Below are 23560 nucleotides of genomic sequence, written 5' to 3'. Positions count from 1 at the left end.
CAGACAAGGAAGAAATCCGATGAAAAACTACCACGCGCCCGACGAGAAGGGCTTTTTCGGCGAACACGGCGGACTTTATGTTGCCGAAACCCTGATTCCCGCCTTGCAAGAGCTGGCGGATGCCTATAAAGCAGCGAAAAACGACCCGTTGTTTTGGGAAGAATTTCACCGCGATTTGAAACACTACGTCGGCCGCCCCAGCCCCGTTTACCATGCCGCGCGATTGTCCGAGCATTTGGGCGGCGCGCAAATCTGGTTGAAACGCGAAGACTTGAACCACACCGGCGCGCACAAGGTAAACAACACCATCGGTCAGGCATTGCTTGCCCGCCGTATGGGCAAAAAACGCGTCATCGCCGAAACCGGCGCGGGCCAACACGGCGTCGCTTCCGCTACCGTCGCCGCCCGTTTCGGTATGACGTGCGACGTGTACATGGGCGCGGACGACATCCAGCGCCAAATGCCCAACGTGTTCCGCATGAAATTGTTGGGCGCAAACGTGGTCAGCGTCGACAGCGGCAGCCGCACGCTGAAAGACGCGATGAACGAAGCCATGCGCGAATGGGTCGCCCGCGTGGACAACACGTTCTACATCATCGGCACCGCCGCCGGCCCCGCGCCGTATCCTGAAATGGTGCGCGATTTCCAATGCGTTATCGGCAACGAAGCCAAAGCACAGATGCAGGAAGCCATCGGCAGACAGCCCGACGTCGCCGTTGCCTGCGTCGGCGGCGGCTCGAACGCCATCGGCCTGTTCCACCCGTATATCGGCGAAGAAAACGTGCGCCTCGTCGGCGTGGAAGCCGGCGGTTTGGGTGTGGACACCCCCGACCACGCCGCGCCGATTACCAGCAAAGCCCCCATCGGCGTATTGCACGGCTTCCGCAGCTACCTGATGCAGGACGAAAACGGCCAAGTCTTGGGTACGCACTCCGTTTCCGCAGGTCTCGACTACCCCGGCATCGGCCCGGAACACAGCCACCTGAACGACATCAATCGCGTCGAATACACCGTCGCCAAAGACGACGAAGCACTCGAGGCCTTTGATTTGTTGTGCCGCTTCGAAGGCATCATCCCCGCGCTCGAATCCAGCCACGCCCTCGCATGGGCAGTCGCCAACGCGCCGAAGATGGGCAAAGACCAAGTGATTCTGGTCAACCTGTCCGGCCGCGGCGACAAAGACATCAACACCGTGGCGAAGCTGAAAGGGATTGAGTTGTAGGGATGATGTGAAGGTCGTCTGAAAACAAAAATATGATGATTCTCCCCAATTGTTACAGCTATTTCCGTATGGTGTCCGACCACAATTGCGCCGATGAATTGACGCAATTGCTCGGTATCCAGCCGTTTTCTGTTACCCGATGTGGAGAGATGCATTTAGCTAATGGAATGCTACGCCCACAGCCGGCTGATTGGAGCGCATGGAATGGCTGCCGCCAAGATCAGCCGGTCAATGATGCAGAAGGGCAGTGCCTGCGGATTGTCCGCCAATTACACGGGAACATTGATGCGCTTGCCCGATTCCGTCGGCAATACCAAGCAAAATTTTGGTTGGAAATTGTCCCTGAATATGTTGTGGATGCAGAACAAAATCCCTATATAGGATTTAGTCGGGAAATCATAGAATTTTGTTATTTGACGGGTACGGAAATAGACGTCGACGTCTATCATTACTGCAATTTCTGCGACTCTGATGAAGGATCAAACAGTACGCTGCATTAATCTGCCTTCATTGACCTGAATTTGTCTTTTAATGTCTTTGGTTTTGGATATTGACAGGATATAGGGCGTATTCATGTTTACGCCGTGATTAGCTATCTCACTTGAAATTTCCAAAATATAGTGGATTAACTTTAAACCAGTACGGCATTACCTCGCCTTGCCGTACTATCTGTACTGTCTGCGGCTTCGGCGCCTTGTCCTGATTTAAATTTAATCCACTATAACGCCGTTTGAAAATCCGCCTTTCAAACGGCGTTATTTTTAGGCTGCCTGATATTTTTCTGCATACTATGCCGGATATGAACCACATCACCGAAAACAGGTTTTCAGACGACCTTTCCCTTATCCGATAGGGACTTTTCAGGTTTTCATCTAATCAGAGTGGGTTAAAATAGCGAAATTTGATATAAACCCTTCTCAGAAAATATGTTGCCCGAACACACTTCCTCCCTGCTCGATTTCGACCGCGCCCATCTGCTCCATCCCTATACGTCCATGACCGACCCGTTGCCTGTTTATCCGGTGCGCCGTGCGGAGGGCGTGCATATTGAATTGGCGGACGGCACGCGGTTGATTGACGGGATGTCGTCTTGGTGGTGTGCGATACACGGCTACAATCATCCTGTTTTGAATCAGGCGGTTGAGGCGCAGATTAAGCAAATGTCGCATGTGATGTTCGGCGGTTTGACGCACGGGCCGGCGGTGGAACTGGGCAAGTTGTTGGTCGGGATTTTGCCGCAGGGGCTGAACCGTATTTTTTATGCGGATTCGGGTTCGGTTTCGGTGGAAGTTGCGTTGAAAATGGCGGTGCAATACCAGCAGGCGCGGGGTTTGACCGCGAAGCAGAATATTGCGACGGTGCGGCGCGGGTATCACGGCGATACTTGGAACGCGATGTCCGTCTGCGATCCGGAAACGGGGATGCACCATATTTTCGGCAGCGCTCTGCCGCAGCGTTATTTTGTCAATAATCCGAAAAGCCGTTTCGACGATGAATGGGACGGGGCGGATTTGCAGCCTGTCCGCGCCTTGTTTGAAGCGCATCATGCGGATATCGCCGCCTTTATTTTGGAACCGGTCGTGCAGGGCGCGGGCGGCATGTATTTTTATCATCCGCAGTATCTTCGCGGATTGCGCGATTTGTGCGACGAATTTGATATCGTGTTGATTTTTGACGAAATCGCCACCGGATTCGGGCGTACAGGCAAGATGTTTGCCTGCGAACACGCGGAGGTCGTGCCGGATATTATGTGTATCGGCAAGGGCTTGAGCGGCGGCTATATGACGCTGGCGGCGGCAATCACTTCGCAAAAAGTCACCGAAACGATTTCGCGCGGCGAAGCGGGCGTGTTTATGCACGGCCCGACATTTATGGCAAACCCGCTGGCGTGTGCCGTTGCCTGCGCTTCGGTCAAACTGCTTTTGTCCCAAGATTGGCAGGCAAATATCTGCCGCATCGAAAGCATCCTGAAAGGTCGTCTGAAAACCGCGTGGGACATTCGCGGCGTAAAAGACGTACGCGTTTTGGGTGCCATCGGCGTGATCGAGCTGGAAAAAGGCGTGGATATGGCGCGTTTTCAAGCGGATTGCGTGGCGCAGGGCATTTGGGTGCGCCCATTCGGCAGGCTGGTGTACCTCATGCCGCCTTACATCATTTCAGACGACCTCTTGACCGAACTTGCCGACAAAACCATACAAATCTTGAAGGAACACAGCAAATGAAAGGCGTTTACTTCGTCAGCGGCATAGACACGGACATCGGCAAAACCGTCGCCACCGGCATGTTGGCAAAACAATTGTTGCAGCAGGGCAAAAGCGTGATCACGCAAAAGCCCGTGCAAACCGGTTGCCAAAACATCGCCGACGACATCGCCGTCCACCGCAACATCATGGGCATACCCATGCAGGAAGCTGACAAACAGCGGCTGACCATGCCCGAAATCTTCAGCTATCCCGCCTCGCCCCATCTCGCCGCCCGTCTGGACGGCAGGACTTTGGACTTGAACAAAATCCGCACCGCCACGCAGCAACTGGCGGCACAATACGAAATCGTATTGGTCGAAGGCGCGGGCGGATTGATGGTTCCGCTGACGGAAAATCTGTTAACCATTGATTATATTCAGCAACAGGCTTATCCCGTCATTCTCGTTACCAGCGGGCGGCTCGGCAGCATCAACCACACCCTGCTCAGTTTCGCCGCGCTCAAACAATACGGCATCAGCCTGCACAGCCTGATTTTCAACCACATCCACGACAGCCGCGACGAACACATCGCCCAAGACAGCTCGGCATATCTAAAGGGTCGTCTGAAAACAGATTTTCCCGATGCGGAGTGGATGGAGTTGGATAAGGTGGAGACGGACGAAAGGTCGTCTGAAAACGATTAAAAGTGGCGGAGCATTGCTGCTGAACGAAATTGTGCTGTCGCTGGCGATATTGACGGAACTGGGGTTTAGCTTGTGTTTGCTGTATGATTTGTCCAAGCAGTATTTCTAAGGGGCTGAAGTTTTTTAGGTTTGTTGCTAATGTGCCTAGGGATTAAGGATAAAGGGAGTAACACAATGTCTTTGGTAGTAAGAAATGGAGGATGAGATGGTAAAAAGAATATTTTTAGTATTTTCTATGGCATTAAGTGGGTTTATCTCTGCCGACGGGCTGAATGCCATTAATGATCCGGTGATGAATCCCTGTATTCAACGTCCTGATTTGGCAGGGTGCGGGGCAAACGGTTCGTCTGCGTCACGACGGGTAATTAATATTCCCAACCGTTGGGGCGCCATTTATTATAATCCTGCAAATAGGGCATTTGGTTATTCAGATAATAATACCAAAGGTTATGGAGGTGCTGAAAAAGAAGCACTAGCAAGCTGCATCAAAGCAGGCGGCGGTCAGAATCCTATAGCTCCTGACGGAAAAGGGTGCAGGTTAGGAACTAGAAATAGGAATTCTTGCAGTGCCATCGCAATGGGAAGAACCAAAGGCTATGCCATTAAAAGTGGCGACTATTTGGATGAACTTGAGCAAGAAGTTTTGAGAACATGCAGTAAATATTCTGATTCTTGTGAAATACGCTATTCTGCATGTTCCCGTCACCCTGATTATCGTGTTGATTGATTTGATTTTTCAGATGGTCTTTTTAAGATTTGAGGTCGTCTGAAAAATTTTATACAGTAACTAAGCAATATTCCATCGTGACTGGGTATTGTGCAGATTACGATCATGCAGGGCTGTTTGTGAAATAGCGAGATATAAGCCCAAAAAGATGATAGTGGTACTGTAATAAAATAAAGGATTCATAATGAAAAAAATTCTTTTCATATTTATGATAGTAAGTGGTTTTGCTTCTGCCAATCCGTTGGGAGGCAACCCGACAGACGGTTATTGTCAAACTGTTGATGGTAGTGCTTGTGGCTGGAATAGTGGTAATTCTGGTTCTTCCCGAAGGGGTTATATAGTGCCTGATCGTTGGGGTGCTATTTATTACAACCCAGTCAATGACGCAATTGGGTATTCCGAAAACAATACCGAAGGCTACCGTTCTGCAAATAAAGAAGCTTTGGCAAATTGTATCAAGGCGGGAGGGGGGCGAAATCCAGTAACTAAAAGCGAAGGAAAAGGTTGTAGAATGTTGACTGAAGTACGCAATTTTTGCAGTGCAATTGCGATAGGTACTGAAGGATATGGAGCAAAAAATGATGCTTATTTGGAAAAAGCGGAACAGAAAGCGTTAGCTGCATGTAGTGAATATTCTGATAAATGCGTTATTAAATATTCAGGTTGTTCTTTCCATCCCGATTACCGCCGTTAAACGATTTTCAGACGGTCTCCAAGTGATATGGAGGTCGTCTGAAAATTTATTTATTATGCTATGAAGCACATCAATCTAAACCCCATGAATCCCCCTTTGAATTGGCAAGACAAACTTTCCGACGAGCTGCTGCAGGGCTGGAACGAACGCGCTGCCGCCTTGTGCCAGGCGCAATCGCTGACCGCCGCCTTACGCGCCTTGGGCGGCAGCTTTACGGTAAACGTGCTGTATATGGGCGAACTGGACGGGCAGGGCAATTTGTTTGGCGAAAACCATGCCGAAACCGCCGCCCCGCAATTCGTCCGCGACGTTTTGCTGCATCTGGACGGCGTGCCCGTCGTACAGGCGCGCAGCGCGTGCAGCCCGCAATCCCAAGCCTGGCGCGGCGTGTTGGATTGCGGCACGCAGCCTTTGGGCGAGCGGCTGTTTGACGGCACGCTGCCCCTGAAGCGTTCGGCATTCGAGTTTTGTCTGATGGAAAACGCAGGTGGTCAGGATGATTTCAGACGACCTGTCGCTGCCCGCAGGTCTTATTTTGATTGGGATGGCGAGGTGTTGGAACTGACGGAATATTTTTTGCTGGGGTTGGCGCAGTTTGTGTAGGGCGCAGATATGCCGTTTTTGTATCTTTCTGTAAAAGTTGGGGATAAGGGTCTAAATAAAATAGTAAAATCTAAAAATTGATTTATAATGAACATAATACGCTAAGCAATAATTACAAATTGATTTATTATACCAATAACATATTTTTCACATTCGCATGAAGATAAGACGTGTTCTCCTACATTTTTTCCCGCGCTATGCCGTCGGACGGATGGTCATATACGGCAAATTGATGCGCATCGACAAGCCTATCGGCACGTTGCTGCTGCTTTGGCCGACCTATTGGGCGTTATGGGTCGCTTCGGAAGGCATTCCGGAAGCGGATATTTTTTGGGCGTTTACCGCCGGTACGTTCTTTATGCGCAGCGCAGGCTGCGTGATCAACGACTTTGCCGACCGCGATTTTGACGGTTCGGTCGAGCGCACGAAAAACCGCCCCTTTGCCCGCGGGTTGGTTTCTAAAACGGAAGCGATTCTGCTGACCGTCATCCTCTGCCTGCTTGCCGCCCTCTGCATGACGCCGCTGAACCTGTTGACTTGGGTGATGAGCGTTCCCGCGCTGTTTCTGGCGATGACTTACCCCTTTACCAAACGTTTTTTCCCGCTGCCGCAGTTTTATTTGGGGCTGGCGTTTTCTTTCGGGATTCCGATGGCGTTTGCCGCCGTCCGCAGCGGCGTGCCTTCTACGGCGTGGCTGATGTTTACCGCCAATGCTCTATGGACGCTTGCCTACGACACGATTTATGCGATGTCAGACAAGGAAGACGATTTGAAAATCGGGATTAAAACTTCGGCCATCACGTTCGGCGATCACGATATTTCCGCATCCATGCTCTGCCATTTTTGGTTTACCGCGCTGATGGCGGTGTTGGGCGTGAAAATCGGCGCGACATGGCCGTATTGGATCATGCTGCCTGCGGTGGTGTGGCTGCAAATCGGTCAATACCATGCCATCAAAACCCGCGACCGCCAGACTTGTTTTAAAGTGTTTCTGGATAACAACTATATCGGCTTGCTGTGGTTTTTGGGTTTGGCGGGGCATTATTTGTGGGCTTTGGCTGCCACGCGGTTGTAAGGCAATAAAATGGTTAACACGTCGTCTGAAAAGGGTTTCAGACGACGTTTTGCTTTTTGGGGTAGGGCGGATTGGCGATGGCGGCGGAGTTTTGTCTGGTATCCGAACTTGCCGTAAACCACTTGCCGCCGTTTTCAGACGACCTTGTGTGTGAGTTAAGAAATATCAAAGAAGCAGCGTTTCTTGTTAGCAATCTGAGTGTAAATTGCGTGTTCAGGATTGAGGTTTGTACAGACAGTCGGTACAATTCCATTTCATTTTGCCACATCAAAAGAGATTTCTATGAGCCTTATCGGCGAAATTTTGCCTTTGTCCCATATCGTTTTAGACTTGGAAGTCGGCAGCAAAAAACGCTTGTTTGAAGAAGCGGGCCTGCTGCTTGAACATGAAGCAGAATTACCTCACGGCGATGTCTTCGACTGCCTGTTTGCCCGCGAAAAGCTGGGTTCGACCGGCTTGGGACAGGGCGTCGCCATCCCGCACGGCCGTCATGCCTGCGTGAAAAAAGCCACCGGCGCGTTTATCCGCACGAAAGAACCGGTCGCTTTCGATGCGCCCGACGGCAAACCCGTATCCCTGATTTTCACGTTGTTGGTGCCGGAAAATGCGACCGGCGAGCATTTGGAAGTCTTGTCCAAACTGGCGGGCAGGTTCTCGCAAAAAGCCGTCCGTGAAGCCTTGATGTCCGCAACCTCTGCCGAGGAGGTGCGCAAACTTCTGGCAGAAGAGTAAAGAATGCCCAGTATATCCGTCCGCCGCCTGTTTTCCGATAATCAGCACAAGCTCCAACTTGCTTGGGCGGCAGGCAATTCGGGTGCGGACAACCGCATCGGAGTAGAGGCCGACAAACCCGTTTTGGCGTTGGTCGGCCATTTGAATTTTATCCATCCCAATCAAATCCAAGTCGTCGGTGTTGCCGAAGCCGAATATCTCAAGCGCCTCGAATCGGGCGAGTTGAATTACGATTTCGGCGAACTCTTCGATATTCCCATGTCGCTGGTCATCGTTGCCAACGGTCTGGCGGTTTCGCCCAAATTGCGCGACTACTGCCATAAAAACGACATCCCGCTGCTGACCTCCAAGCTCGAAAGCCCTTATTTGATGGACGTGTTGCGGATTTATCTGCAACGCACGCTGGCGACTTCCATCGTCAAACACGGCGTATTCCTCGATGTATTTGAAGTCGGCGTGCTGATTACCGGCCATTCCGGTTTGGGTAAAAGCGAGTTGGCGTTGGAATTGATTTCGCGCGGACACAGCCTGATTGCCGATGATGCGGTCGAGCTTTTCCGTACCGGCCCTGAAACGCTCGAAGGCCGCTGCCCGCCGATGTTGCGTGATTTCCTTGAAGTGCGCGGTTTGGGCATACTCAACATCCGCCACATTTTCGGCGAAACCTCCATCCGTCCGAAAAAAATCCTCCAGTTGATTATCAACCTGGTCGCTGCCGACGACGATTACATGAAGCAGCTCGACCGCTTGAGCATACGCACGGAAACCGAGTCCATCCTCAATGTCAACGTCCGTTCCGTCACCCTGCCTGTCGCCGTGGGCCGCAACCTTGCCGTATTGGTTGAAGCGGCGGTGCGCAACTACATCCTCCAGTTGCGCGGCAAAGACAGTACCAAAGAATTCCTCGAACGCCATCAAACACAACTCAAAGAAAACGAACAAAACCATGAAAATCGTCCTGATTAGCGGATTGTCCGGCTCGGGCAAGTCCGTTGCCCTCAAACAGCTTGAAGACCTCGGCTATTTCTGCGTGGACAACCTGCCGCTGGAAATGCTGCCTTCGCTGGTGCTGCACCATATCGAGCGCGCCGATGAAACCAAACTCGGCGTAAGCGTCGATGTCCGTTCCGGCATCAACATTCAGGAAGCGCAGGAGCAAATCCAATACCTGCGCGATGAAGGCCATCAGGTCGAAGTATTGTTTGTGGAGGCAGAAGAAAGCGTGCTGGTGCGCCGTTTTTCCGAAACGCGGCGCGGCCATCCGCTGTCTGGACTGAACCTTACCCTGCTGGAAAGCCTGCAAAAAGAGCGCGAATGGCTGTTCCCGCTCAAAGACATCGCCTACTGTATCGACACATCCAAAATGAACGCGCAGCAGCTGCGTTACGCCGTTCAACAATGGCTCAACATTGAGCGCAGAGGGCTTTTGGTTATCCTCGAATCTTTCGGCTTCAAATACGGCGTGCCGAACAACGCCGATTTCATGTTCGATATGCGCAGCCTGCCCAATCCCTATTACGATCCCGAGCTGCGCCCCTATACCGGCATGGACGCCCCCATTCAAGCGTATCTTGACCAGCAGCCCCTGGCGCAGGAAATGGTGGACGATATCGACCACTTTATGAACCACTGGCTCCCGCGCCTGCAAAAAGAAAGCCGCAGCTACGTTACCATCGCCATCGGCTGTACCGGCGGGCAGCACCGTTCCGTCTATGTCGTCGAAAAACTCGCCCAACGCCTGCAAGGACATTACGAACTGCTGGTCCGCCACAGACAGGCGCAAAACCTGTCCGGACGCTGATTCCCCTTTTCAGACGACCTTTTCGATTTATAGTGGAATTAACATAAATCAGGACAAGGCGACGAAGCCGCAGACAGTACAAGTAGTACGGCAAGGCGAGGCAACGCCGTACTGGTTTAAATTTAATGCACTATAAAAGGAGAAACCCATGAAACACATCCTCACCCTCGCACTCGCCTGCACACTCGCCGCCTGCGCCGCCGAAGTCCCCGCCTACCGTTGGCACCGCACCGGCGCAAGCGAATCCGACGTTTCCCGCCAAATCAACGTTTGCAAATCACAAGCGCAACACGACGCCAAACACGGACGCGAATCCAAATCCCTTGAACAATGTATGGACGAAGCCGGCTACTACCGCTACGAACACGGCAACCTCTAAACCTTGAGCGCCCCAAACCAAAAGGTCGTCTGAAAAACCGCGAAGGCTTTCAGACGACCTTTGCACAGAAAACGGACAAACCTCAGATCGTCTGAAAACACCGCCGAACCACTTTTCAGACGACCCCACCGCAAATCAGACAGAAAGAACAAAACATGGCAATCCAATGGTTTCCCGGCCACATGAACAAAGCAAAAAAAGCCATCGCCGAGCGCTCCAAAAGCGTCGACATGGTGATTGAAATGCTGGACGCACGAATGCCCGCCTCCAGCGAAAACCCCCTGCTAGCCCAGCTTTCCAAAGGCAAGCCCAAACTCAAAATCCTCAATAAACAAGACCTTGCCGACCCCGAACGCACTAAAATCTGGCTCGAACACTACAACAGCCGCCCCGACACCCGCGCCATCGCCCTCGATTCCTCCGAAACCGGCGCACACGGCAAAATCACCCAAGCCTGCCGCGCCATGATTCCCCACCGCCAAGGCATAGACAAACCCCTACGCGTCCTCATCTGCGGCATCCCCAACGTCGGCAAATCCACCCTCATCAACGGCATGATAGGCAAAAAATCCGCCAAAACCGGCAACGAACCCGGCATCACCAAAGCCGAACAACGCCTTTTCCTCGCCGACGACTTCTGGCTCTACGACACCCCCGGAATGCTGTGGCCGAAAATCATCGTCGAAGAAGGCGGCTACAACCTCGCCGCCGGCGGCGCAGTCGGACGCAACGCGCTGGACGAAGAAGAAGTCGCCCTCGAGCTCCTAGACTACCTCCGCCGCCACTACCTCCCCATGCTGCAAGAACGCTACCAAGCCGACAAAGACCCCAGCAGCCACTGGGACGACAACTCATGGCTCGAATGGATAGCCAAAAAACGCGGCGCAGTCCTCAGCGGCGGACGGATCAACTACCAAAAAGCCGCCGAAAACATCCTCACCGACTTCCGCGAAGGCAAAATCGGCAGAATCACCCTTGAAACGCCGAACCAATGGGAAACATGGCTCAAAAAAGCCCGTCAAAAAGAAGCCGAACTCAAAGCCGTGCGCGAAGCCAGAAAAGCGGAACGCAAAGGGCAGAAGCCGGCGGAGGAATAAAGCAAATAGCGACTCAGAGACGAGTAGTCCGTATTTCAAAGGATAGGGTATATTTAAATATCATCTTATGAGTCGAAACATAGTATTATTTCAAAACTTTCCATATTATTGAATTTGTTATGACTAAATCACGTTCTCAAACTATTAGAATTTTTCTTCCAACAGGCAATCCGCGTGGTATCCGTAAGGTCAGTCGTTCTAGCAACAGCAATATCACATTGTTTGTCGTACCACGTCTTCATTTGAATAGTTTCTGCAATATGGACGAATCGGGAAAAATGGGTATTTATCTTCTTGCGGACAATCACAAGCTCTATGTCGGACAAACTACAGAATTGCGAAACCGTCTCAAGCAACACGATAAAGGTAAAACATTTTGGGAAAAAGCATTTGCTGTTGTTTTGAATAATGAATTTTGTACTAGAGACCATTTGGACTGTTTGGAGCGCATGACTATCGAACAAGCCCAACTGGCACAAAGATTAGAATTAGAGAATGGAACTGAAGGCAATAGACAAAACCATTTGCACGACTCTATCCGTTCCGATTGCGAAAACATTTTTGACGAAATCGATACTTTGCTGGCTGTGTTGAATCAGGATTTTTTTGAAAAGGCATCAGAACAAAAAAATCATATTTCTTTGGAAATAACACATCCAGTAGAAAGAATGGTTCCAGAAGAAAATCAAATAGAAAGGTCGTCTGAAAGCAATGAAGAAATCTTTTACTGCCGTAATGTGAAACAAGGGATAGAAGCACGCGGTAAATATCGGAAAGACGGTTTTTTATTGTTAAGAAGCTCAACCTTAAGACTGGATCACACGCCATTTATGGAGGAAAAAACAAGGCTTCCCGCATGGAAGAAAAAGATGCTTGAGGCAGGAATGCTGAAAGAGCAAGGAGGAGTGCTTGTTCTGATGGATGATTGTTTTATTAAAGGCAGACCAAGTGCATCAAGCGATTGGATTCTTGGTAAACCATCAAATGGTTGGATAGAGTGGAAAAATGCCGAAGGTAAAACATTAGATGAATTGTATCGAAAAAATAAATAGCCACTATAAACTTGAAAAAGGAAGAGATTAGAAAGTTATCTCTTTCAAAACGCTGAGTTTATTTTTAGAAGTCCCTAACCTAACTGATGTCGTCTGAAAATCCAAAAATATTCAAATAAAACCGTCTGATCATGAACGAAAAACTCCCTCCCGACGCGCTCATCGAAGCCGCGCTTTTGACCCAAACCGAACCCCTAAACGAAAAATCCATGCGCGAATTGTGTGTGCCGCCGCTGTCGCAGGACAAATTAATCGACGTGCTGGCGCAGTTGAAAACGCGTTGGCAGGGCAGGGCGTTGCAACTGGTGCATACACACGAGGGCTGGCGGTTTCAGATTGCGCAGGCTGCTTTCGAGCGGCTGGGCAGCCTTCAGGAACAGCGTGCGCCGCGCTATTCCCGTGCGGTGATGGAAACGCTGGCGATTATCGCCTACCAGCAGCCGGTGACACGCGGTGATATCGAGGGCATACGCGGCGTGGCGGTATCGCAGAACGTGATGCAGACCTTGCAGGACAGGGGTTGGATTGAAGTGATCGGGCATCGTGATTCGGTCGGCCGGCCTGCATTGTGGGCGACGACGCCGACGTTTTTGAGCGATTTGCGCTTGGACAGTTTGGAAGATTTGCCGCCGCTGACAGAATTAGGCGAATTGGTTTTGCCTGATTTGATCGAAACGCCGCCGACAGGCGAAGAAGAGGAGCAGGAAGAAACGCCGGAGCGGCTGATTAATTAAATCAGGCAGGATTGGCAAAGGTCGTCTGAAAACTGGAATTATAGTGGATTAACTTTAAACCAGTACGGCGTTACCTCGCCTTAGCTCAAAGAAAACGATTCTCTAAGGTGCTGAAGCACCAAGTGAATCGGTGCCGTACTATCTGTATCTGTCTGCGGCTTCGGCGCCTTGTCCTGATTTAAATTTAATCCACTATAGGTTTTCAGACGACCTTTTTTTAAAAAATAATATCATTGTATTCAGTTTGTTAGATATAAAATAAAGAAAAACTTATTCAAACTATAAAAAATCTTAGTTATAATCAGCATATCTAAAGTTAGCCGCCGATGTGCGGTCGATTTACTAAGGAATACTACCATGCTGTTGGCACTTTCCCTGCGCGATTTTGTCATTGTTGAAAACCTCAATCTGGATTTCCAAAGCGGTTTTACCGTCTTGACCGGCGAAACGGGCGCGGGCAAATCGATTACGCTGGACGCAATCGGACTTTTGTTGGGCGATAAGGCCGATTACAGCCAAGTCCGCAGCGGCGCGAAGGAAGCGCAGTTGTCGGCATTGTTCGACATCAGCCTTTTGCCCGATCTCAAAGCCCAATTGCAGGAGCAGGGTTTTTTGGACGAAGACGCGGAAGAACTCAGCATCCGCCGCATCATCGACGCCAAAGGAAAAAGCCGCAGCTTCATCAATAATCAGGCAGCCACGTTGGCGCAGCTTAAAGCCATCGGCGGGCAGCTTATCGACATCCACGGGCAAAACGCCCACCATTCCCTCAATCAAGAATCCGCCCAGCGCGAATTGTTGGACGCATTTGCGGGCAGCAAAGCGCAGGCGGAAACCGTCAGACAGCTTTATCAAAACTGGGTCAATGCGAAAAAAGCCCTCCAAGAGGCGCAGGAACACGCCGAGACCATCATTATCGAGCGTGAGCGTTTGGAATGGCAGTTCAACGAATTGAACCAGTTGGACGTCAAACAAGGCGAATGGGAAGCCCTCAGCCAAAGCCACGACAGTCTTGCCCATTCTGCCGAGCTGTTGCAGGCTGCTGAAGAAGTCGGCGACTACATCGATGGCGACAACGGCATCCAACGTCAAATTTATCAATGCCAAAAATTATTGACCAATCTGCAAAACATAGAGCCGCGCTTTGCCGAAAGCCTGAATATGCTGGCGAGCATTGAAGCCGAATTGGGCGAAATCAGTGCCAATATGCGCGACGTCGCAGGCCGCAGCGACATCGATCCCAATGAATTGGCGGCGCAGGAGCAGCGCATGGGCGAGCTGATGGGGATGGCGCGGAAATACCGCATCGAGCCTGAAGCCTTGCCGCAAAAGCTGGCTGAAATCGACGAGCGCCTGCAAAGCCTGCAAGCCGCTGCCGATTTGGAAGCGTTGACGCAAACCGTTGCCCGCAACCTTGCCGAATATCAGGAAGCCGCCCATGTTCTTTCCGCCATGCGCCATCAGGCGGCGGGCAGGTTGGGCGAGGAAACGACCGGACATATGCAGCATCTCGCCATGAAAGGCGCGCGTTTTGACATCGTCCTGCTGCCGTCTTCCCCCACAGCGCACGGTTTGGAGCAGGTACAGTTCCAAGTTGCCGCCAACAAAGGCAATCCGTCCCGTCCGCTGAACAAAGTCGCGTCCGGCGGCGAACTTGCCCGCATCAGCCTTGCCTTGCAGGTGGTCACCAGCCAATACACGCAAGTCCCTACGCTGATTTTTGACGAAGTCGATACCGGTATCGGCGGCGGCGTGGCAGAAATGGTCGGTAAAGCCCTGCGTGCTTTGGGTAAAAAACATCAGGTGCTCGCCGTGACCCACCTGCCGCAAGTCGCTTCCTGCGGTGAAAACCATTGGCAGGTGCGCAAACACAGCGAAGGCGAACAAACTGTCAGCGAAATCAGCGTGTTGGACCATCAGCAGCGTATCGAAGAAATCGCCCGTATGCTTGGCGGCGAAATCATTACCGACACGACCCGCAGCCATGCGGCAGAGTTAATCAGCCTTGCCGCCGCTTAAACGCAGAATCGAAGAGGTCGTCTGAAAAGGAAGTTTGTGTAACCATTTACAAACTGCTTTTCAGACGACCTCTTTGCCAAACCGCCCGCGCCCTTTCAGACGACCTCAATACAAGGTATGATTACGTCGTTTGTTTATAAGGAAGTTCCCATGAAAGTCCTGTTTATTGCCGATCCGATGGCAAGTTTCAAAACCTACAAAGACACCACCTACGCCATGATGCGCGAAATGGCAAAACGCGGCTGGCAGCTTTTCCATACCTTGAGCGGAGAGTTATCCGTACAGCAAGGATTGGTGACAGCTCAGGCTGCACCGTTTGAGTTTCTCGGTGCAAAAAGCGACGATGACCATGAATGGTTTAAAGCGGCAGACAAAGTTCAGACGACCTTGAAAGACTTCGATGCCGTCATTATGCGCACCGATCCGCCGTTCGATATGCAATACCTCTACGCCACCCAATTCCTGACGCTGGCGGAACAGCAGGGCGCGAAGGTCTTTAACAGCGGACAGGCGATGCGCGACTTCAATGAAAAACTGGCGATTTTGAATTTCAGCCAGTTCACCGCGCCTACGCTGGTTACGACCCGTTCCGCCGATGTCCGCGCATTTTTGAAAGAACACGGCGACATCATCATCAAACCGCTGGACGGCATGGGCGGCATGGGCATTTTCCGCCTGACCGAAAAAGACCCCAACATCGGCAGCATCCTTGAAACCCTGATGCAGCTTGATTCCCGCACCATCATGGCGCAACGCTACATTCCCGAAATCGTCCACGGTGACAAACGCATCCTGATTATCGGCGGCGAAGTCGTACCCTATGCTTTGGCGCGTATTCCTCAAAACGGCGAAACACGCGGCAATCTGGCGGCAGGCGGGCGCGGCGTGGCGCAGGAATTGAGCGAACGCGACCGAGAAATCGCCGAAACCCTCGCCCCCGAACTCAAACGCCGCGGTATCTTGTTGGCAGGTTTGGACGTTATCGGCCGCAACCTGACCGAAGTCAACGTTACCAGCCCGACCGGTTTCCAAGAAATCATGAAACAAAAAAACTTCGACGTCGCCGCGATGTTTGCCGACGCTGTCGAAGCTTAGTCCAAACAATAATCCCGAAAGGTCGTCTGAAACCCGAATCCGTTTTAGTAAACCCCGCTTTGCTCGTTTTAGCGAAACTCGCTTCGCTCGTTTTCAGACGACCCTTTTTTACAAATATAAATATTGATACAAACATTACTTATGAAACCATCTTCTTACGCTGCCGATAAAAAAGGTAAAAGCGGCATCAAACGCATCATCAACGCATTCGGCTATTCCAAAGACGGGCTTGCCGCCGCCTACCGCTATGAAAGCGCGTTCCGCCAAGTATTATGGCTGAACCTGATTTTGATTGTCTTGACCTTCATCCTCAATTTCGACTCCGCGACCAAAATGCTGCTGATTATTGCGTCGTTTGTTTCGCTGATCACCGAATTGTTCAACACCGCCGTCGAAGCCGCCGTCGACCACACTTCCACTGAAAAACACGAGTTGGCAAAACGCGCCAAAGATGCTGGCTCCGCCGCGCAATTGCTCGCTTTGACGATGCTGGGTATCGTGTGGGCGATCGCATTATGGCACGGGTATGTTTAAATTTACTTTGAGATGATTTATACTTACTAAGTATTAATTCTCATGAATTAATTTGAATCATTTTGTTTAATCTGAGTCAAAGCATTCAGACGACCATTGCATGTAGGATGAGAACAGTATTACCGACATGCAATGTCGCGCGGAAAGCTTTTGCCGCAACAAAACCACCCATTTCATCATAAAGGAGCAATACATGAAAAAATTATTGGCAACCCTGATCGCAGCAGGTTTGGTATCCACCGCTTCCGCAGCCGGTGTTCACGTTGAAGACGGTTGGGCGCGTGCCACCGTTGAAGGCATGAAAATGGGCGGCGCGTTCATGAAAATCCACAACGATGAAGCCAAACAAGACTTCTTGGTCGGCGGCAGCAGCCCGGTAGCCGACCGCGTTGAAGTGCATACCCATGTCAACGACAACGGCGTGATGCGCATGCGCGAAGTCAAAGGTGGTGTTCCGCTGGAGGCAAAAGGCGTAACCGAGCTGAAACCGGGCAGCTACCACGTTATGTTCATGGGTCTGAAAAAACCGCTGAAAGAAGGCGAAAAAGTACCGGTTACCCTGAAATTCAAAAATGCCAAACCTCAAACCGTACAACTGGAAGTGAAAACCGCGCCGCAATCCGGCATGGATCACGGTCATGGTCATGACCACGGTGGCGCGCATCAACACTAATCGTTCATCGTTTGAACTCAAAAGGTCGTCTGAACATTTTCAGACGACCTTTTTGTTTGGATTAAATTTGAGTCGGTGCAATATTTTTAGGTTGAAATCAGGGTGTTTTGTTTGAATACTCAGTCAAGCGGTAATCACTGCATTCGGTAATCTGCGCCAAATTTGGTCCGGCAGGAGATGGGGTGGGGAAGGCAGGTTTTGCGGTATTTATCCGTGGTTTCGATCGCTTTGTTTCTTGCTTTTCTCCATCAGTCAACAGAAGGAAAACGCTTACCATCAAAATCAAAAGGTCGTCTGAAAACCCGCTACGCTCGTTTTCAGACGACCTTCTTCATTCAAGCCGGCGATTAATCAAACAATTCCCGCTGCGCCTGCTCTTTGGTCACGCGCACGTCGGTTTCGCCGTCGGCAAAAGTGATGTGCAGTTTTTGCCCTTGCTTCAAAACATCGGCGTTGCGGATGACTTGTCCGCGTGTGTTTTTGACGACGGAGAAGCCGCGCTCCAGAATCTGCTGCGGCGAGACGGCTTCGAGCAGGGCGGTTTGGGCGGTCAGGCTTTGGCGGCGGTGGGCGAGCAGTTGGCGGAAGGCGTGCGACAAGGTCGTCTGAAAGCGGTCGATGTCTTGCCGGTAAACGGAAATATCGGGGCGGCAATGTTTCAGGGCTTGGGTTTGGCGTTCGAAACGGGCGGTGTGGGCGCGGACATTTTGCGTCATTGAGTAGGACAGGGTTTGCGCCAGTTTGCGGATGTAGGTGCGCTGTTCGCCGAGTTTTTGGCGCGGGTGGCGGATTTGCCGCGCGAGCCAGTCGAGCTTTTGGCTGGCATCGAAATAGCGTTGTTCCAAAACGGTTTTCAGACGACCTTTGGCCTGGGCGAGACGGTGTAACGATTCTTGGCGGTTGGGGCTGACCAGTTCCGCCGCGCCGGTCGGCGTGGGCGCGCGTACGTCGGCGACGAAATCGGCGAGCGTGAAATCGGTTTCGTGCCCCACGCCGCTGACGACCGGAATTGGGCAGACTTCGATGGCGCGCACGACCGGTTCTTCGTTAAACGCCCACAAGTCTTCAATGCTGCCGCCGCCACGACAGACAATCAACACATCGCATTCGGCGCGTTGCGACGCGGTTTTAATCGCTTGGGCAATCTGAAACTCGCTGCCCGCGCCTTGAACGGCGGTCGGATAAACGATGACGGGAATTTCGGGCGCACGGCGTTTCAGGGTGGTAACGACATCGCGCAAAGCCGCCGCCGCCAGACTGGTGACGATGCCGATACATTGCGCTCGGGCGGGTAAAGGTTTCTTGCGTTCCGCCGCAAACGCGCCTTCCGCCTGCAACTGCGCCTTCAGCCGCTCGTAGGCTTCGTAAAGTTGTCCCAAGCCTTTTAGCCGCACCTCGTTCACGGTAATCTGAAATTCGCCCCGCGCCTCGTAAATACTGATTTTGCCCGCCACTTCGATATGGTCGCCTTCTTTCAAAGGTTTCGCCAAACGCGCCGCCGCACCTTTAAACATCGCGCAACGCACCTGCGCACGGCTGTCTTTGAGCGAGAAATAATAATGTCCGCTGGCGGCACGGGTCAGGTTGGACACTTCGCCCGCAATCCACAAGCCGGCAAGATGGTCTTCCAGCAAGGCTTTGGCGAGGGCGTTGAGTTCGGATACGGAAATGGAGGAGGGTGCGAAGAGTTCGGACATCGGGAGCGGGAAGAATAGAGAAAGGTTGGATTATAAGGGGTTTCAGACGAGGTTTGTATGGGAAAGGTCGTCTGAAAACCTCAAATCCGAGTTTTCAGACGACCTCTTTTATACGCATTTCAAATTAAGCCAAATTTTCCAGCATCCATTTGACGTAGCGCTCGACACCTGCTTTGACATCCAAAAATTCTTCCTTGTATCCGGCTTCGCGCAGTTTGGTAATGTCGGCTTGGGTGAAGCTTTGGTATTTGCCTTTGAGCGCGTCGGGGAAGGGGATGTAGCGGATAAGTTCTTCTTCTATCAGTTCTTTTAAGCTCAATTCAGGTTTGCCTTCGGCGGCGCGGCAGGCGTTGACGGTGGCGGCGGCGAGTTCGTTGAACTGTTGGCTGCGGCCGGTGCCGAGGTTGTAGATGCCGGAGAGATTGGGGTGGTCGAAGAAGTAGAGGTTGACTTTGGCGACGTCTTCGACGCTGACGAAGTCGCGGGTCTGTTCGCCGTTGCCGTAGCCGTCGTTGGCACCGAACAGGTTGACGTAACCGTGTTCGCGGTATTGGTTGAAATGGTGGAAGGCGACGGATGCCATGCGGCCTTTGTGTTGTTCGTGTTGTCCGTAAACGTTGAAGTAGCGGAAGCCAACGACTTGAGCGGTCAGGCCTTCTTTCATGCGACGGCGCAATACTTGGTCAAACAGGAATTTGGAGTAGCCGTAGACGTTGAGCGGTTTTTCAAGTTCGCGCTCTTCGCGGAAAATTTCGCCTTTGCCGTACACGGCGGCGCTGGAGGCGTAGAGGAAGGGAATGCGTTCGTCCTGACACCAGTCTAGGAGGTCGAGCGTGTACTGGTAGTTGTTGTCCATCATGTAGAGGCCGTCGTGGTTCATGGTGTCGGAACACGCGCCCTGGTGGAAGATGGCTTCGATGTTTTCGTAAGGCAGAAGATGGCCGCGCACTTGGCGGATGAATTCGTGTTTGTCGAGGTAGTGTGCGATTTCGCACTCGGCAAGGTTTTTGAATTTTTCGCCACGGGTCAGGTTGTCGACGGCGACGATGTCGGTAATGCCGCGTTGGTTGAGGGCTTTGACGATGTTGCTGCCGATAAAGCCGGCCGCGCCTGTTACGATGATGGTCATATTGGGTTTCCTTTGATTTTTGGTTTTAGCGAAACTCGTTGCACTCGTTTCAGACGGCCTTGGAAAGATGGGGTCGTCTGAAAAAGAAATTACTGCTCTTCCAATGCTTTGTTCAACTCTGCAAACGAGCAAACCGCCGTGCCGAGTTTGGCGACGACGACGCCGGCGGCGGTATTGGCGAGGTGCATGGCTTCGGGCATGGTGTAGCCTGCCGCCAGCCCCAAGCCCACTCCGGCAATGACGGTGTCGCCTGCGCCGGATACGTCGTAAACTTCTTGGGCGCGGGTAGGCTGGTAAATGGGTTCGCCTTCGCTGAACAGGGTCATGCCCTCTTCGCTTCGGGTCAGTAAAACGGCGGTCAGGTCGAGGTGGCGGCGCAGGTTTTGCGCTTTTTCGGTCAGCTCGCTTTCGTTTTTCCAACTGCCGACCACTTCTTTCAATTCGGCGCGGTTGGGCGTAATCAGCGTGGCGCCGGCGTATTTTTCGTAATCGTCGCCTTTGGGGTCGATTAATACGGTTTTACCTGCGTGTTTCGCCCAATCTATCATATCGGAGATGTGCGACAGGCCGCCTTTGCCGTAGTCTGAAAAAATGATTGCGTCGTATTCGGGCAATATTTCACGGTATTTCTGCTTGATTTGCTCCAACACTTCGCGGTTGGGATGTTCTTCAAAATCAAGGCGGATAAGCTGCTGGTTGCGGGCGACGACGCGCAGTTTGACGGTGGTGGCGATTTGTTTGTCGCGCATCAGATAGGAGGCGACGCCGTCCTGCGCCATCAGCGCGTCGAGCGCGTCGGCGGCTTCGTCGTCGCCGGTTACCGACAACAGCCCTGCTTTGCCGCCCAACGAAGCGATGTTGCGCGCAACGTTCGCCGCTCCGCCCGCACGTTGGTCGATTCGTACGATTTTCGCCACCGGCACGGGCGCTTCGGGCGAAATACGGGACACATCGCCAAACCAATAACGGTCGAGCATCACGTCGCCGACAACAAGGACTTTGGCTTGCGCGAAACGGGATTTGAGGGTTTCTTGTTGGAACTTGGTGGGCATATTGCCTCCGTTGTGTTTTTTCAGACGGCCTCAACCTGTAAGGTCGTCTGAAAATCAGTTTGCTTCAAGGTTCGCCACGCGGTTCACTTCGCGCAATACGGCTACCGGATCGGCAGCTTGGGTAACGGGGCGGCCCATCACCAGATAAGTCGAACCTGCCGCTAATGCCTCGGCGGGCGTCATGATGCGGCGTTGGTCGTCGTTGTTGCCGGCAACGTCCAAACGGATGCCGGGCGTTACCAAGACAAAATCCTGCCCTAATTCGCGGCGCAGCGGCGCGGCTTCTTGGGCGGAACAGACCACGCCGTCCAAGCCCGAACTTTGCGCCAGTTTTGCCAAGCGGATGACTTGTTCTTCAGGGGCGATGTTCAAACCGATTTCCGCCAAATCGCTTTGTTCCATGCTGGTCAACACGGTTACGCCGATTAAGAGCGGCTTCGTGCCGTATCCGGCAACGGCTTCGGCTGCGGCTTCCATCATGCGGCGGCCGCCCGATGCGTGCATATCGACCATCCACACGCCCATGTCGGCGGCGACTTTACAGGCTTGCGCGACGGTGTGGGGAATGTCGTGATATTTCAAATCGAGAAAGAGTTTGAAACCCTGATGAATCAGGCTTTCCGCCAAACTGCGCCCCGTGGCGGTAAACAGCTCTTTGCCGATTTTGATTTGGCACAACGTCGGATCAAGGTTGCGGACGAATCCGAGCGTGTCTTTTTCGTTGGCAAAATCAAGGGCAACGATAACGGGAGTGCGTTGTTGCGGAGTTTGGAAGTCGGTGATTAAAGGATTCATGGTGTTTTCGTTTTGGGTTTTCAGACGACCTTTATCGTCTTTTTCGCAGTAACAACGTAAATTCAAACCGTAGGTCGGGCATTGATGTCCAACCTACGCGGACTCAAGCCCCCGACAAACTGTTTCGGATAAATTTGAACCGGTACATCAGCCGTCATTCCCGCGCAGGCGGGAATCCATTGATAAAACTCAGTTCATCAGATTTAAACAGCGATTGCCCAAATTCAGAAATGGATTCCCGCCTGCGCGGGAATGACGCTGAATGATTATTTTTCGGTTGCAACACGCTGTTTATCAAAAACAGGTCGTCTGAAACCTGACTTTCTGTTTTGTTTTCAGACGACCTTTTCGATTTGTTTGCCCAATGCGCCCAATATTTCGGCTTTCACGGCTTCTACCGGCTGAGTGCCGTCAACCTTGATGTATTTCGGCGCGTGTTCGCCTTCCAGTTTGCTGTAAAAATCGACCAGCACTTCGGTTTGCTCGTGGTATACGGCAAGGCGTTTTTTGACGGTTTCTTCTTTGTCGTCGTCGCGCTGAATCAAATCTTCGCCGGTTACGTCGTCTTTGCCTTCGACTTTGGGCGGATTGTAGGTAACGTGGTAGGTGCGGCCGGAAGCCAGGTGAACGCGGCGGCCGCTCATGCGGTCGACAATCACGCTGTCGGGTACGTCGATTTCAACGACCGCGTCTAAATCCACGCCCGCTTCAACCATCGCTTCGGCTTGTGCCAGCGTGCGCGGGAAACCGTCAAACAGGAAACCGTTTTTGCAGTCGTCTTGCGCGATGCGTTCTTTCACCATGCCGATGATGATGTCGTCGCGCACCAAGCCGCCTTCGTCAATGATTTTTTTCGCTTCCAAACCCAGCGGCGTGCCTGCTTTAATCGCAGCGCGGAGCATGTCGCCGGTGGAAATTTGCGGAATGCCGAACGCAGCGGTGATGAATTGTGCCTGAGTGCCTTTGCCCGCGCCCGGCGCGCCTAACAATAATACTTTCATGGGTGTTCCTTCTTGTTTAAGTGATATGGATTTGAAACGTGATTCAAATGATTTTACACGGCTTGCGTTTATCGTTCAAAACTTCAGACGGCCTGTTCCGCGCCGAAATGTTTCCATGCGTCATCGCGCATTTCGGCAAACCATGTGTCTTCGGGAAACCGCTCCAATGCGTCTTTCAAAGTGGAAAGCAGGTTTTGCGATAAAGTCTTCGCCAAATATTCTTCCTCATTGGCTTCCGCCGCCTTGTCCGCCTGCTGCGCCAAACCGCGCGCACGGGTCTGATGCCCGTGTGCCAGATAGTTGAGTGCAATCACCTTTTGCGCCCAAAGCTGCGGAATTTCAGGGCTGTCTTGCAGCAAAACCGACAAAATCGACACGGCAACCGTCAGCCTGCCGCCGTTCAGGCGCAAATCCAGCGAACGGTTGGGTGGCAGCGTACTGAGCGTTTCCGCCATACGGAACCAAAACTCGCCGCTGGCTTCGTCCGGAGCGGCGGCTTTCAACATTTCATAGTTAAACTCTTGGTCATCGTTTTGAACCAGCAGGGCAACATCGGCAAGCA

Annotated in this window: 26 protein-coding genes and 1 pseudogene; 19 read left to right on the top strand and 8 right to left on the bottom strand. The window is 52.1% G+C overall.

Features of this window, described 5'->3' with window-relative positions:
- The first annotated feature begins 19 nt into the window (after positions 1-19).
- Positions 20-1222, top strand: a complete 1203-nt coding sequence (trpB, locus tag HMPREF3277_RS06690) for a tryptophan synthase subunit beta (protein ID WP_070870442.1) — start codon at positions 20-22, stop codon at positions 1220-1222.
- Positions 1223-1254: 32 nt separating this feature from the next.
- Positions 1255-1722, top strand: coding sequence for a DUF4279 domain-containing protein (locus HMPREF3277_RS06685; RefSeq protein ID WP_094113491.1), 468 nt, complete (start codon positions 1255-1257; stop codon positions 1720-1722).
- Between the two features lie 115 nt (positions 1723-1837).
- Here HMPREF3277_RS06685 and HMPREF3277_RS15290 read toward each other — a convergent pair.
- A pseudogene (locus tag HMPREF3277_RS15290) lies at positions 1838-1966 on the bottom strand (IS5/IS1182 family transposase); the annotation flags it as partial.
- Positions 1967-2148: 182 nt separating this feature from the next.
- On the opposite strand from HMPREF3277_RS15290, the gene bioA reads away from it, so the two are divergent.
- The 6 genes from bioA (at position 2149) to ubiA (ending at position 7208) form a co-directional block, all read left to right on the top strand.
- Positions 2149-3444, top strand: a complete 1296-nt coding sequence (gene bioA / locus HMPREF3277_RS06680) for an adenosylmethionine--8-amino-7-oxononanoate transaminase (protein WP_070870437.1) — start codon at positions 2149-2151, stop codon at positions 3442-3444.
- Complete coding sequence (gene bioD, locus HMPREF3277_RS06675; protein WP_070870436.1) at positions 3441-4109, top strand: dethiobiotin synthase; 669 nt, start codon at positions 3441-3443, stop codon at positions 4107-4109. The genes bioA and bioD overlap by 4 nt, the downstream gene beginning before the upstream one ends.
- A 205-nt stretch (positions 4110-4314) precedes the next feature.
- Positions 4315-4836 carry a DUF4189 domain-containing protein gene (locus HMPREF3277_RS13715; RefSeq protein WP_094113492.1) on the top strand — a complete coding sequence of 174 codons (522 nt, stop codon included), beginning with the start codon at positions 4315-4317 and terminating at the stop codon, positions 4834-4836.
- A gap of 184 nt (positions 4837-5020) precedes the next feature.
- The gene (locus tag HMPREF3277_RS06670) at positions 5021-5530 is read left to right on the top strand and encodes a DUF4189 domain-containing protein (protein WP_070870434.1); all 510 of its coding nucleotides are present in this window, start codon (positions 5021-5023) and stop codon (positions 5528-5530) included.
- A 60-nt stretch (positions 5531-5590) separates the two neighbouring features.
- Complete coding sequence (locus HMPREF3277_RS06665; RefSeq protein WP_094113490.1) at positions 5591-6133, top strand: chorismate--pyruvate lyase family protein; 543 nt, start codon at positions 5591-5593, stop codon at positions 6131-6133.
- 157 nt (positions 6134-6290) lie between these two features.
- Positions 6291-7208 (top strand): 4-hydroxybenzoate octaprenyltransferase, encoded by a 918-nt coding sequence (ubiA, locus tag HMPREF3277_RS06660; protein ID WP_009311220.1) that lies wholly within the window; start codon positions 6291-6293, stop codon positions 7206-7208.
- A 37-nt stretch (positions 7209-7245) separates the two neighbouring features.
- Here ubiA and HMPREF3277_RS15730 read toward each other — a convergent pair whose 3' ends face one another.
- Complete coding sequence (locus HMPREF3277_RS15730; RefSeq protein ID WP_283127070.1) at positions 7246-7377, bottom strand: hypothetical protein; 132 nt, start codon at positions 7375-7377, stop codon at positions 7246-7248.
- Between the two features lie 113 nt (positions 7378-7490).
- On the opposite strand from HMPREF3277_RS15730, the gene ptsN reads away from it, so the two are divergent.
- The 11 genes from ptsN (at position 7491) to HMPREF3277_RS06605 (ending at position 17324) form a co-directional block, all read left to right on the top strand.
- On the top strand, positions 7491-7940 hold the full coding sequence (ptsN, locus tag HMPREF3277_RS06655; protein WP_003743926.1) for a PTS IIA-like nitrogen regulatory protein PtsN: 450 nt from the start codon (positions 7491-7493) through the stop codon (positions 7938-7940).
- 3 nt (positions 7941-7943) lie between these two features.
- Positions 7944-8906 (top strand): HPr(Ser) kinase/phosphatase, encoded by a 963-nt coding sequence (gene hprK, locus HMPREF3277_RS06650; protein WP_003756089.1) that lies wholly within the window; start codon positions 7944-7946, stop codon positions 8904-8906.
- A complete protein-coding gene (gene rapZ, locus HMPREF3277_RS06645; protein WP_003756091.1) occupies positions 8887-9741 on the top strand; it encodes an RNase adapter RapZ in 855 nt (284 codons plus the stop codon). The genes hprK and rapZ overlap by 20 nt, the downstream gene beginning before the upstream one ends.
- Positions 9742-9889: 148 nt before the next feature.
- On the top strand, positions 9890-10120 hold the full coding sequence (locus HMPREF3277_RS06640) for a hypothetical protein (RefSeq protein ID WP_003776813.1): 231 nt from the start codon (positions 9890-9892) through the stop codon (positions 10118-10120).
- Between the two features lie 155 nt (positions 10121-10275).
- Positions 10276-11217, top strand: a complete 942-nt coding sequence (gene ylqF / locus HMPREF3277_RS06635) for a ribosome biogenesis GTPase YlqF (protein ID WP_070870430.1) — start codon at positions 10276-10278, stop codon at positions 11215-11217.
- A gap of 119 nt (positions 11218-11336) precedes the next feature.
- Complete coding sequence (locus HMPREF3277_RS06630; RefSeq protein ID WP_246830772.1) at positions 11337-12269, top strand: GIY-YIG nuclease family protein; 933 nt, start codon at positions 11337-11339, stop codon at positions 12267-12269.
- Between the two features lie 131 nt (positions 12270-12400).
- A complete protein-coding gene (locus HMPREF3277_RS06625; protein ID WP_049231132.1) occupies positions 12401-13003 on the top strand; it encodes an SMC-Scp complex subunit ScpB in 603 nt (200 codons plus the stop codon).
- Positions 13004-13360: 357 nt separating this feature from the next.
- Positions 13361-15022 (top strand): DNA repair protein RecN, encoded by a 1662-nt coding sequence (recN, locus tag HMPREF3277_RS06620; protein ID WP_003769017.1) that lies wholly within the window; start codon positions 13361-13363, stop codon positions 15020-15022.
- Between the two features lie 150 nt (positions 15023-15172).
- Complete coding sequence (gshB, locus tag HMPREF3277_RS06615; protein ID WP_070870426.1) at positions 15173-16117, top strand: glutathione synthase; 945 nt, start codon at positions 15173-15175, stop codon at positions 16115-16117.
- Between the two features lie 141 nt (positions 16118-16258).
- Positions 16259-16651, top strand: coding sequence for a diacylglycerol kinase (locus HMPREF3277_RS06610; RefSeq protein ID WP_003744917.1), 393 nt, complete (start codon positions 16259-16261; stop codon positions 16649-16651).
- A 193-nt stretch (positions 16652-16844) separates the two neighbouring features.
- Entirely contained in the window at positions 16845-17324 is a 480-nt protein-coding gene (locus HMPREF3277_RS06605; RefSeq protein ID WP_049226449.1) for a copper chaperone PCu(A)C, read from the top strand.
- Positions 17325-17671: 347 nt separating this feature from the next.
- Here HMPREF3277_RS06605 and xseA read toward each other — a convergent pair whose 3' ends face one another.
- From xseA to HMPREF3277_RS06575, 6 genes are all read right to left on the bottom strand, one after another.
- Positions 17672-19021, bottom strand: coding sequence for an exodeoxyribonuclease VII large subunit (gene xseA, locus HMPREF3277_RS06600; RefSeq protein ID WP_070870425.1), 1350 nt, complete (start codon positions 19019-19021; stop codon positions 17672-17674).
- Between the two features lie 124 nt (positions 19022-19145).
- Positions 19146-20150 carry an ADP-glyceromanno-heptose 6-epimerase gene (rfaD, locus tag HMPREF3277_RS06595; protein WP_070870424.1) on the bottom strand — a complete coding sequence of 335 codons (1005 nt, stop codon included), beginning with the start codon at positions 20148-20150 and terminating at the stop codon, positions 19146-19148.
- 89 nt (positions 20151-20239) lie between these two features.
- Positions 20240-21202, bottom strand: a complete 963-nt coding sequence (gene hldA, locus HMPREF3277_RS06590; protein ID WP_070870422.1) for an ADP-heptose synthase — start codon at positions 21200-21202, stop codon at positions 20240-20242.
- A gap of 54 nt (positions 21203-21256) precedes the next feature.
- Complete coding sequence (gene pyrF / locus HMPREF3277_RS06585; RefSeq protein WP_049225483.1) at positions 21257-21997, bottom strand: orotidine-5'-phosphate decarboxylase; 741 nt, start codon at positions 21995-21997, stop codon at positions 21257-21259.
- Positions 21998-22332: 335 nt separating this feature from the next.
- Positions 22333-22998 carry an adenylate kinase gene (adk, locus tag HMPREF3277_RS06580; protein WP_070870420.1) on the bottom strand — a complete coding sequence of 222 codons (666 nt, stop codon included), beginning with the start codon at positions 22996-22998 and terminating at the stop codon, positions 22333-22335.
- Between the two features lie 83 nt (positions 22999-23081).
- A partial coding sequence (locus tag HMPREF3277_RS06575; RefSeq protein ID WP_070870418.1) for a 3-deoxy-manno-octulosonate cytidylyltransferase occupies positions 23082-23560 on the bottom strand: 479 nt, incomplete at its 5' end.

The sequence above is a fragment of the Neisseria sp. HMSC70E02 genome, from assembly GCF_001838645.1.
Lineage (GTDB): Bacteria > Pseudomonadota > Gammaproteobacteria > Burkholderiales > Neisseriaceae > Neisseria > Neisseria macacae.
This window is presented reverse-complemented; position numbering and strand designations above follow the sequence as displayed.

Bases quoted from the DNA above. Each gene is read 5' to 3' on its own strand.
- trpB (WP_070870442.1), top strand. From the start codon at position 20: ATGAAAAACTACCACGCGCCCGACGAGAAGGGCTTTTTCGGCGAACAC.
- HMPREF3277_RS06685 (WP_094113491.1), top strand. From the start codon at position 1,255: ATGATGATTCTCCCCAATTGTTACAGCTATTTCCGTATGGTGTCCGAC.
- bioA (WP_070870437.1), top strand. From the start codon at position 2,149: ATGTTGCCCGAACACACTTCCTCCCTGCTCGATTTCGACCGCGCCCAT.
- bioD (WP_070870436.1), top strand. From the start codon at position 3,441: ATGAAAGGCGTTTACTTCGTCAGCGGCATAGACACGGACATCGGCAAA.
- HMPREF3277_RS13715 (WP_094113492.1), top strand. From the start codon at position 4,315: ATGGTAAAAAGAATATTTTTAGTATTTTCTATGGCATTAAGTGGGTTT.
- HMPREF3277_RS06670 (WP_070870434.1), top strand. From the start codon at position 5,021: ATGAAAAAAATTCTTTTCATATTTATGATAGTAAGTGGTTTTGCTTCT.
- HMPREF3277_RS06665 (WP_094113490.1), top strand. From the start codon at position 5,591: ATGAAGCACATCAATCTAAACCCCATGAATCCCCCTTTGAATTGGCAA.
- ubiA (WP_009311220.1), top strand. From the start codon at position 6,291: ATGAAGATAAGACGTGTTCTCCTACATTTTTTCCCGCGCTATGCCGTC.
- ptsN (WP_003743926.1), top strand. From the start codon at position 7,491: ATGAGCCTTATCGGCGAAATTTTGCCTTTGTCCCATATCGTTTTAGAC.
- hprK (WP_003756089.1), top strand. From the start codon at position 7,944: ATGCCCAGTATATCCGTCCGCCGCCTGTTTTCCGATAATCAGCACAAG.
- rapZ (WP_003756091.1), top strand. From the start codon at position 8,887: ATGAAAATCGTCCTGATTAGCGGATTGTCCGGCTCGGGCAAGTCCGTT.
- HMPREF3277_RS06640 (WP_003776813.1), top strand. From the start codon at position 9,890: ATGAAACACATCCTCACCCTCGCACTCGCCTGCACACTCGCCGCCTGC.
- ylqF (WP_070870430.1), top strand. From the start codon at position 10,276: ATGGCAATCCAATGGTTTCCCGGCCACATGAACAAAGCAAAAAAAGCC.
- HMPREF3277_RS06630 (WP_246830772.1), top strand. From the start codon at position 11,337: ATGACTAAATCACGTTCTCAAACTATTAGAATTTTTCTTCCAACAGGC.
- HMPREF3277_RS06625 (WP_049231132.1), top strand. From the start codon at position 12,401: ATGAACGAAAAACTCCCTCCCGACGCGCTCATCGAAGCCGCGCTTTTG.
- recN (WP_003769017.1), top strand. From the start codon at position 13,361: ATGCTGTTGGCACTTTCCCTGCGCGATTTTGTCATTGTTGAAAACCTC.
- gshB (WP_070870426.1), top strand. From the start codon at position 15,173: ATGAAAGTCCTGTTTATTGCCGATCCGATGGCAAGTTTCAAAACCTAC.
- HMPREF3277_RS06610 (WP_003744917.1), top strand. From the start codon at position 16,259: ATGAAACCATCTTCTTACGCTGCCGATAAAAAAGGTAAAAGCGGCATC.
- HMPREF3277_RS06605 (WP_049226449.1), top strand. From the start codon at position 16,845: ATGAAAAAATTATTGGCAACCCTGATCGCAGCAGGTTTGGTATCCACC.
- xseA (WP_070870425.1), bottom strand. From the start codon at position 19,021: ATGTCCGAACTCTTCGCACCCTCCTCCATTTCCGTATCCGAACTCAAC.
- rfaD (WP_070870424.1), bottom strand. From the start codon at position 20,150: ATGACCATCATCGTAACAGGCGCGGCCGGCTTTATCGGCAGCAACATC.
- hldA (WP_070870422.1), bottom strand. From the start codon at position 21,202: ATGCCCACCAAGTTCCAACAAGAAACCCTCAAATCCCGTTTCGCGCAA.
- pyrF (WP_049225483.1), bottom strand. From the start codon at position 21,997: ATGAATCCTTTAATCACCGACTTCCAAACTCCGCAACAACGCACTCCC.
- adk (WP_070870420.1), bottom strand. From the start codon at position 22,998: ATGAAAGTATTATTGTTAGGCGCGCCGGGCGCGGGCAAAGGCACTCAG.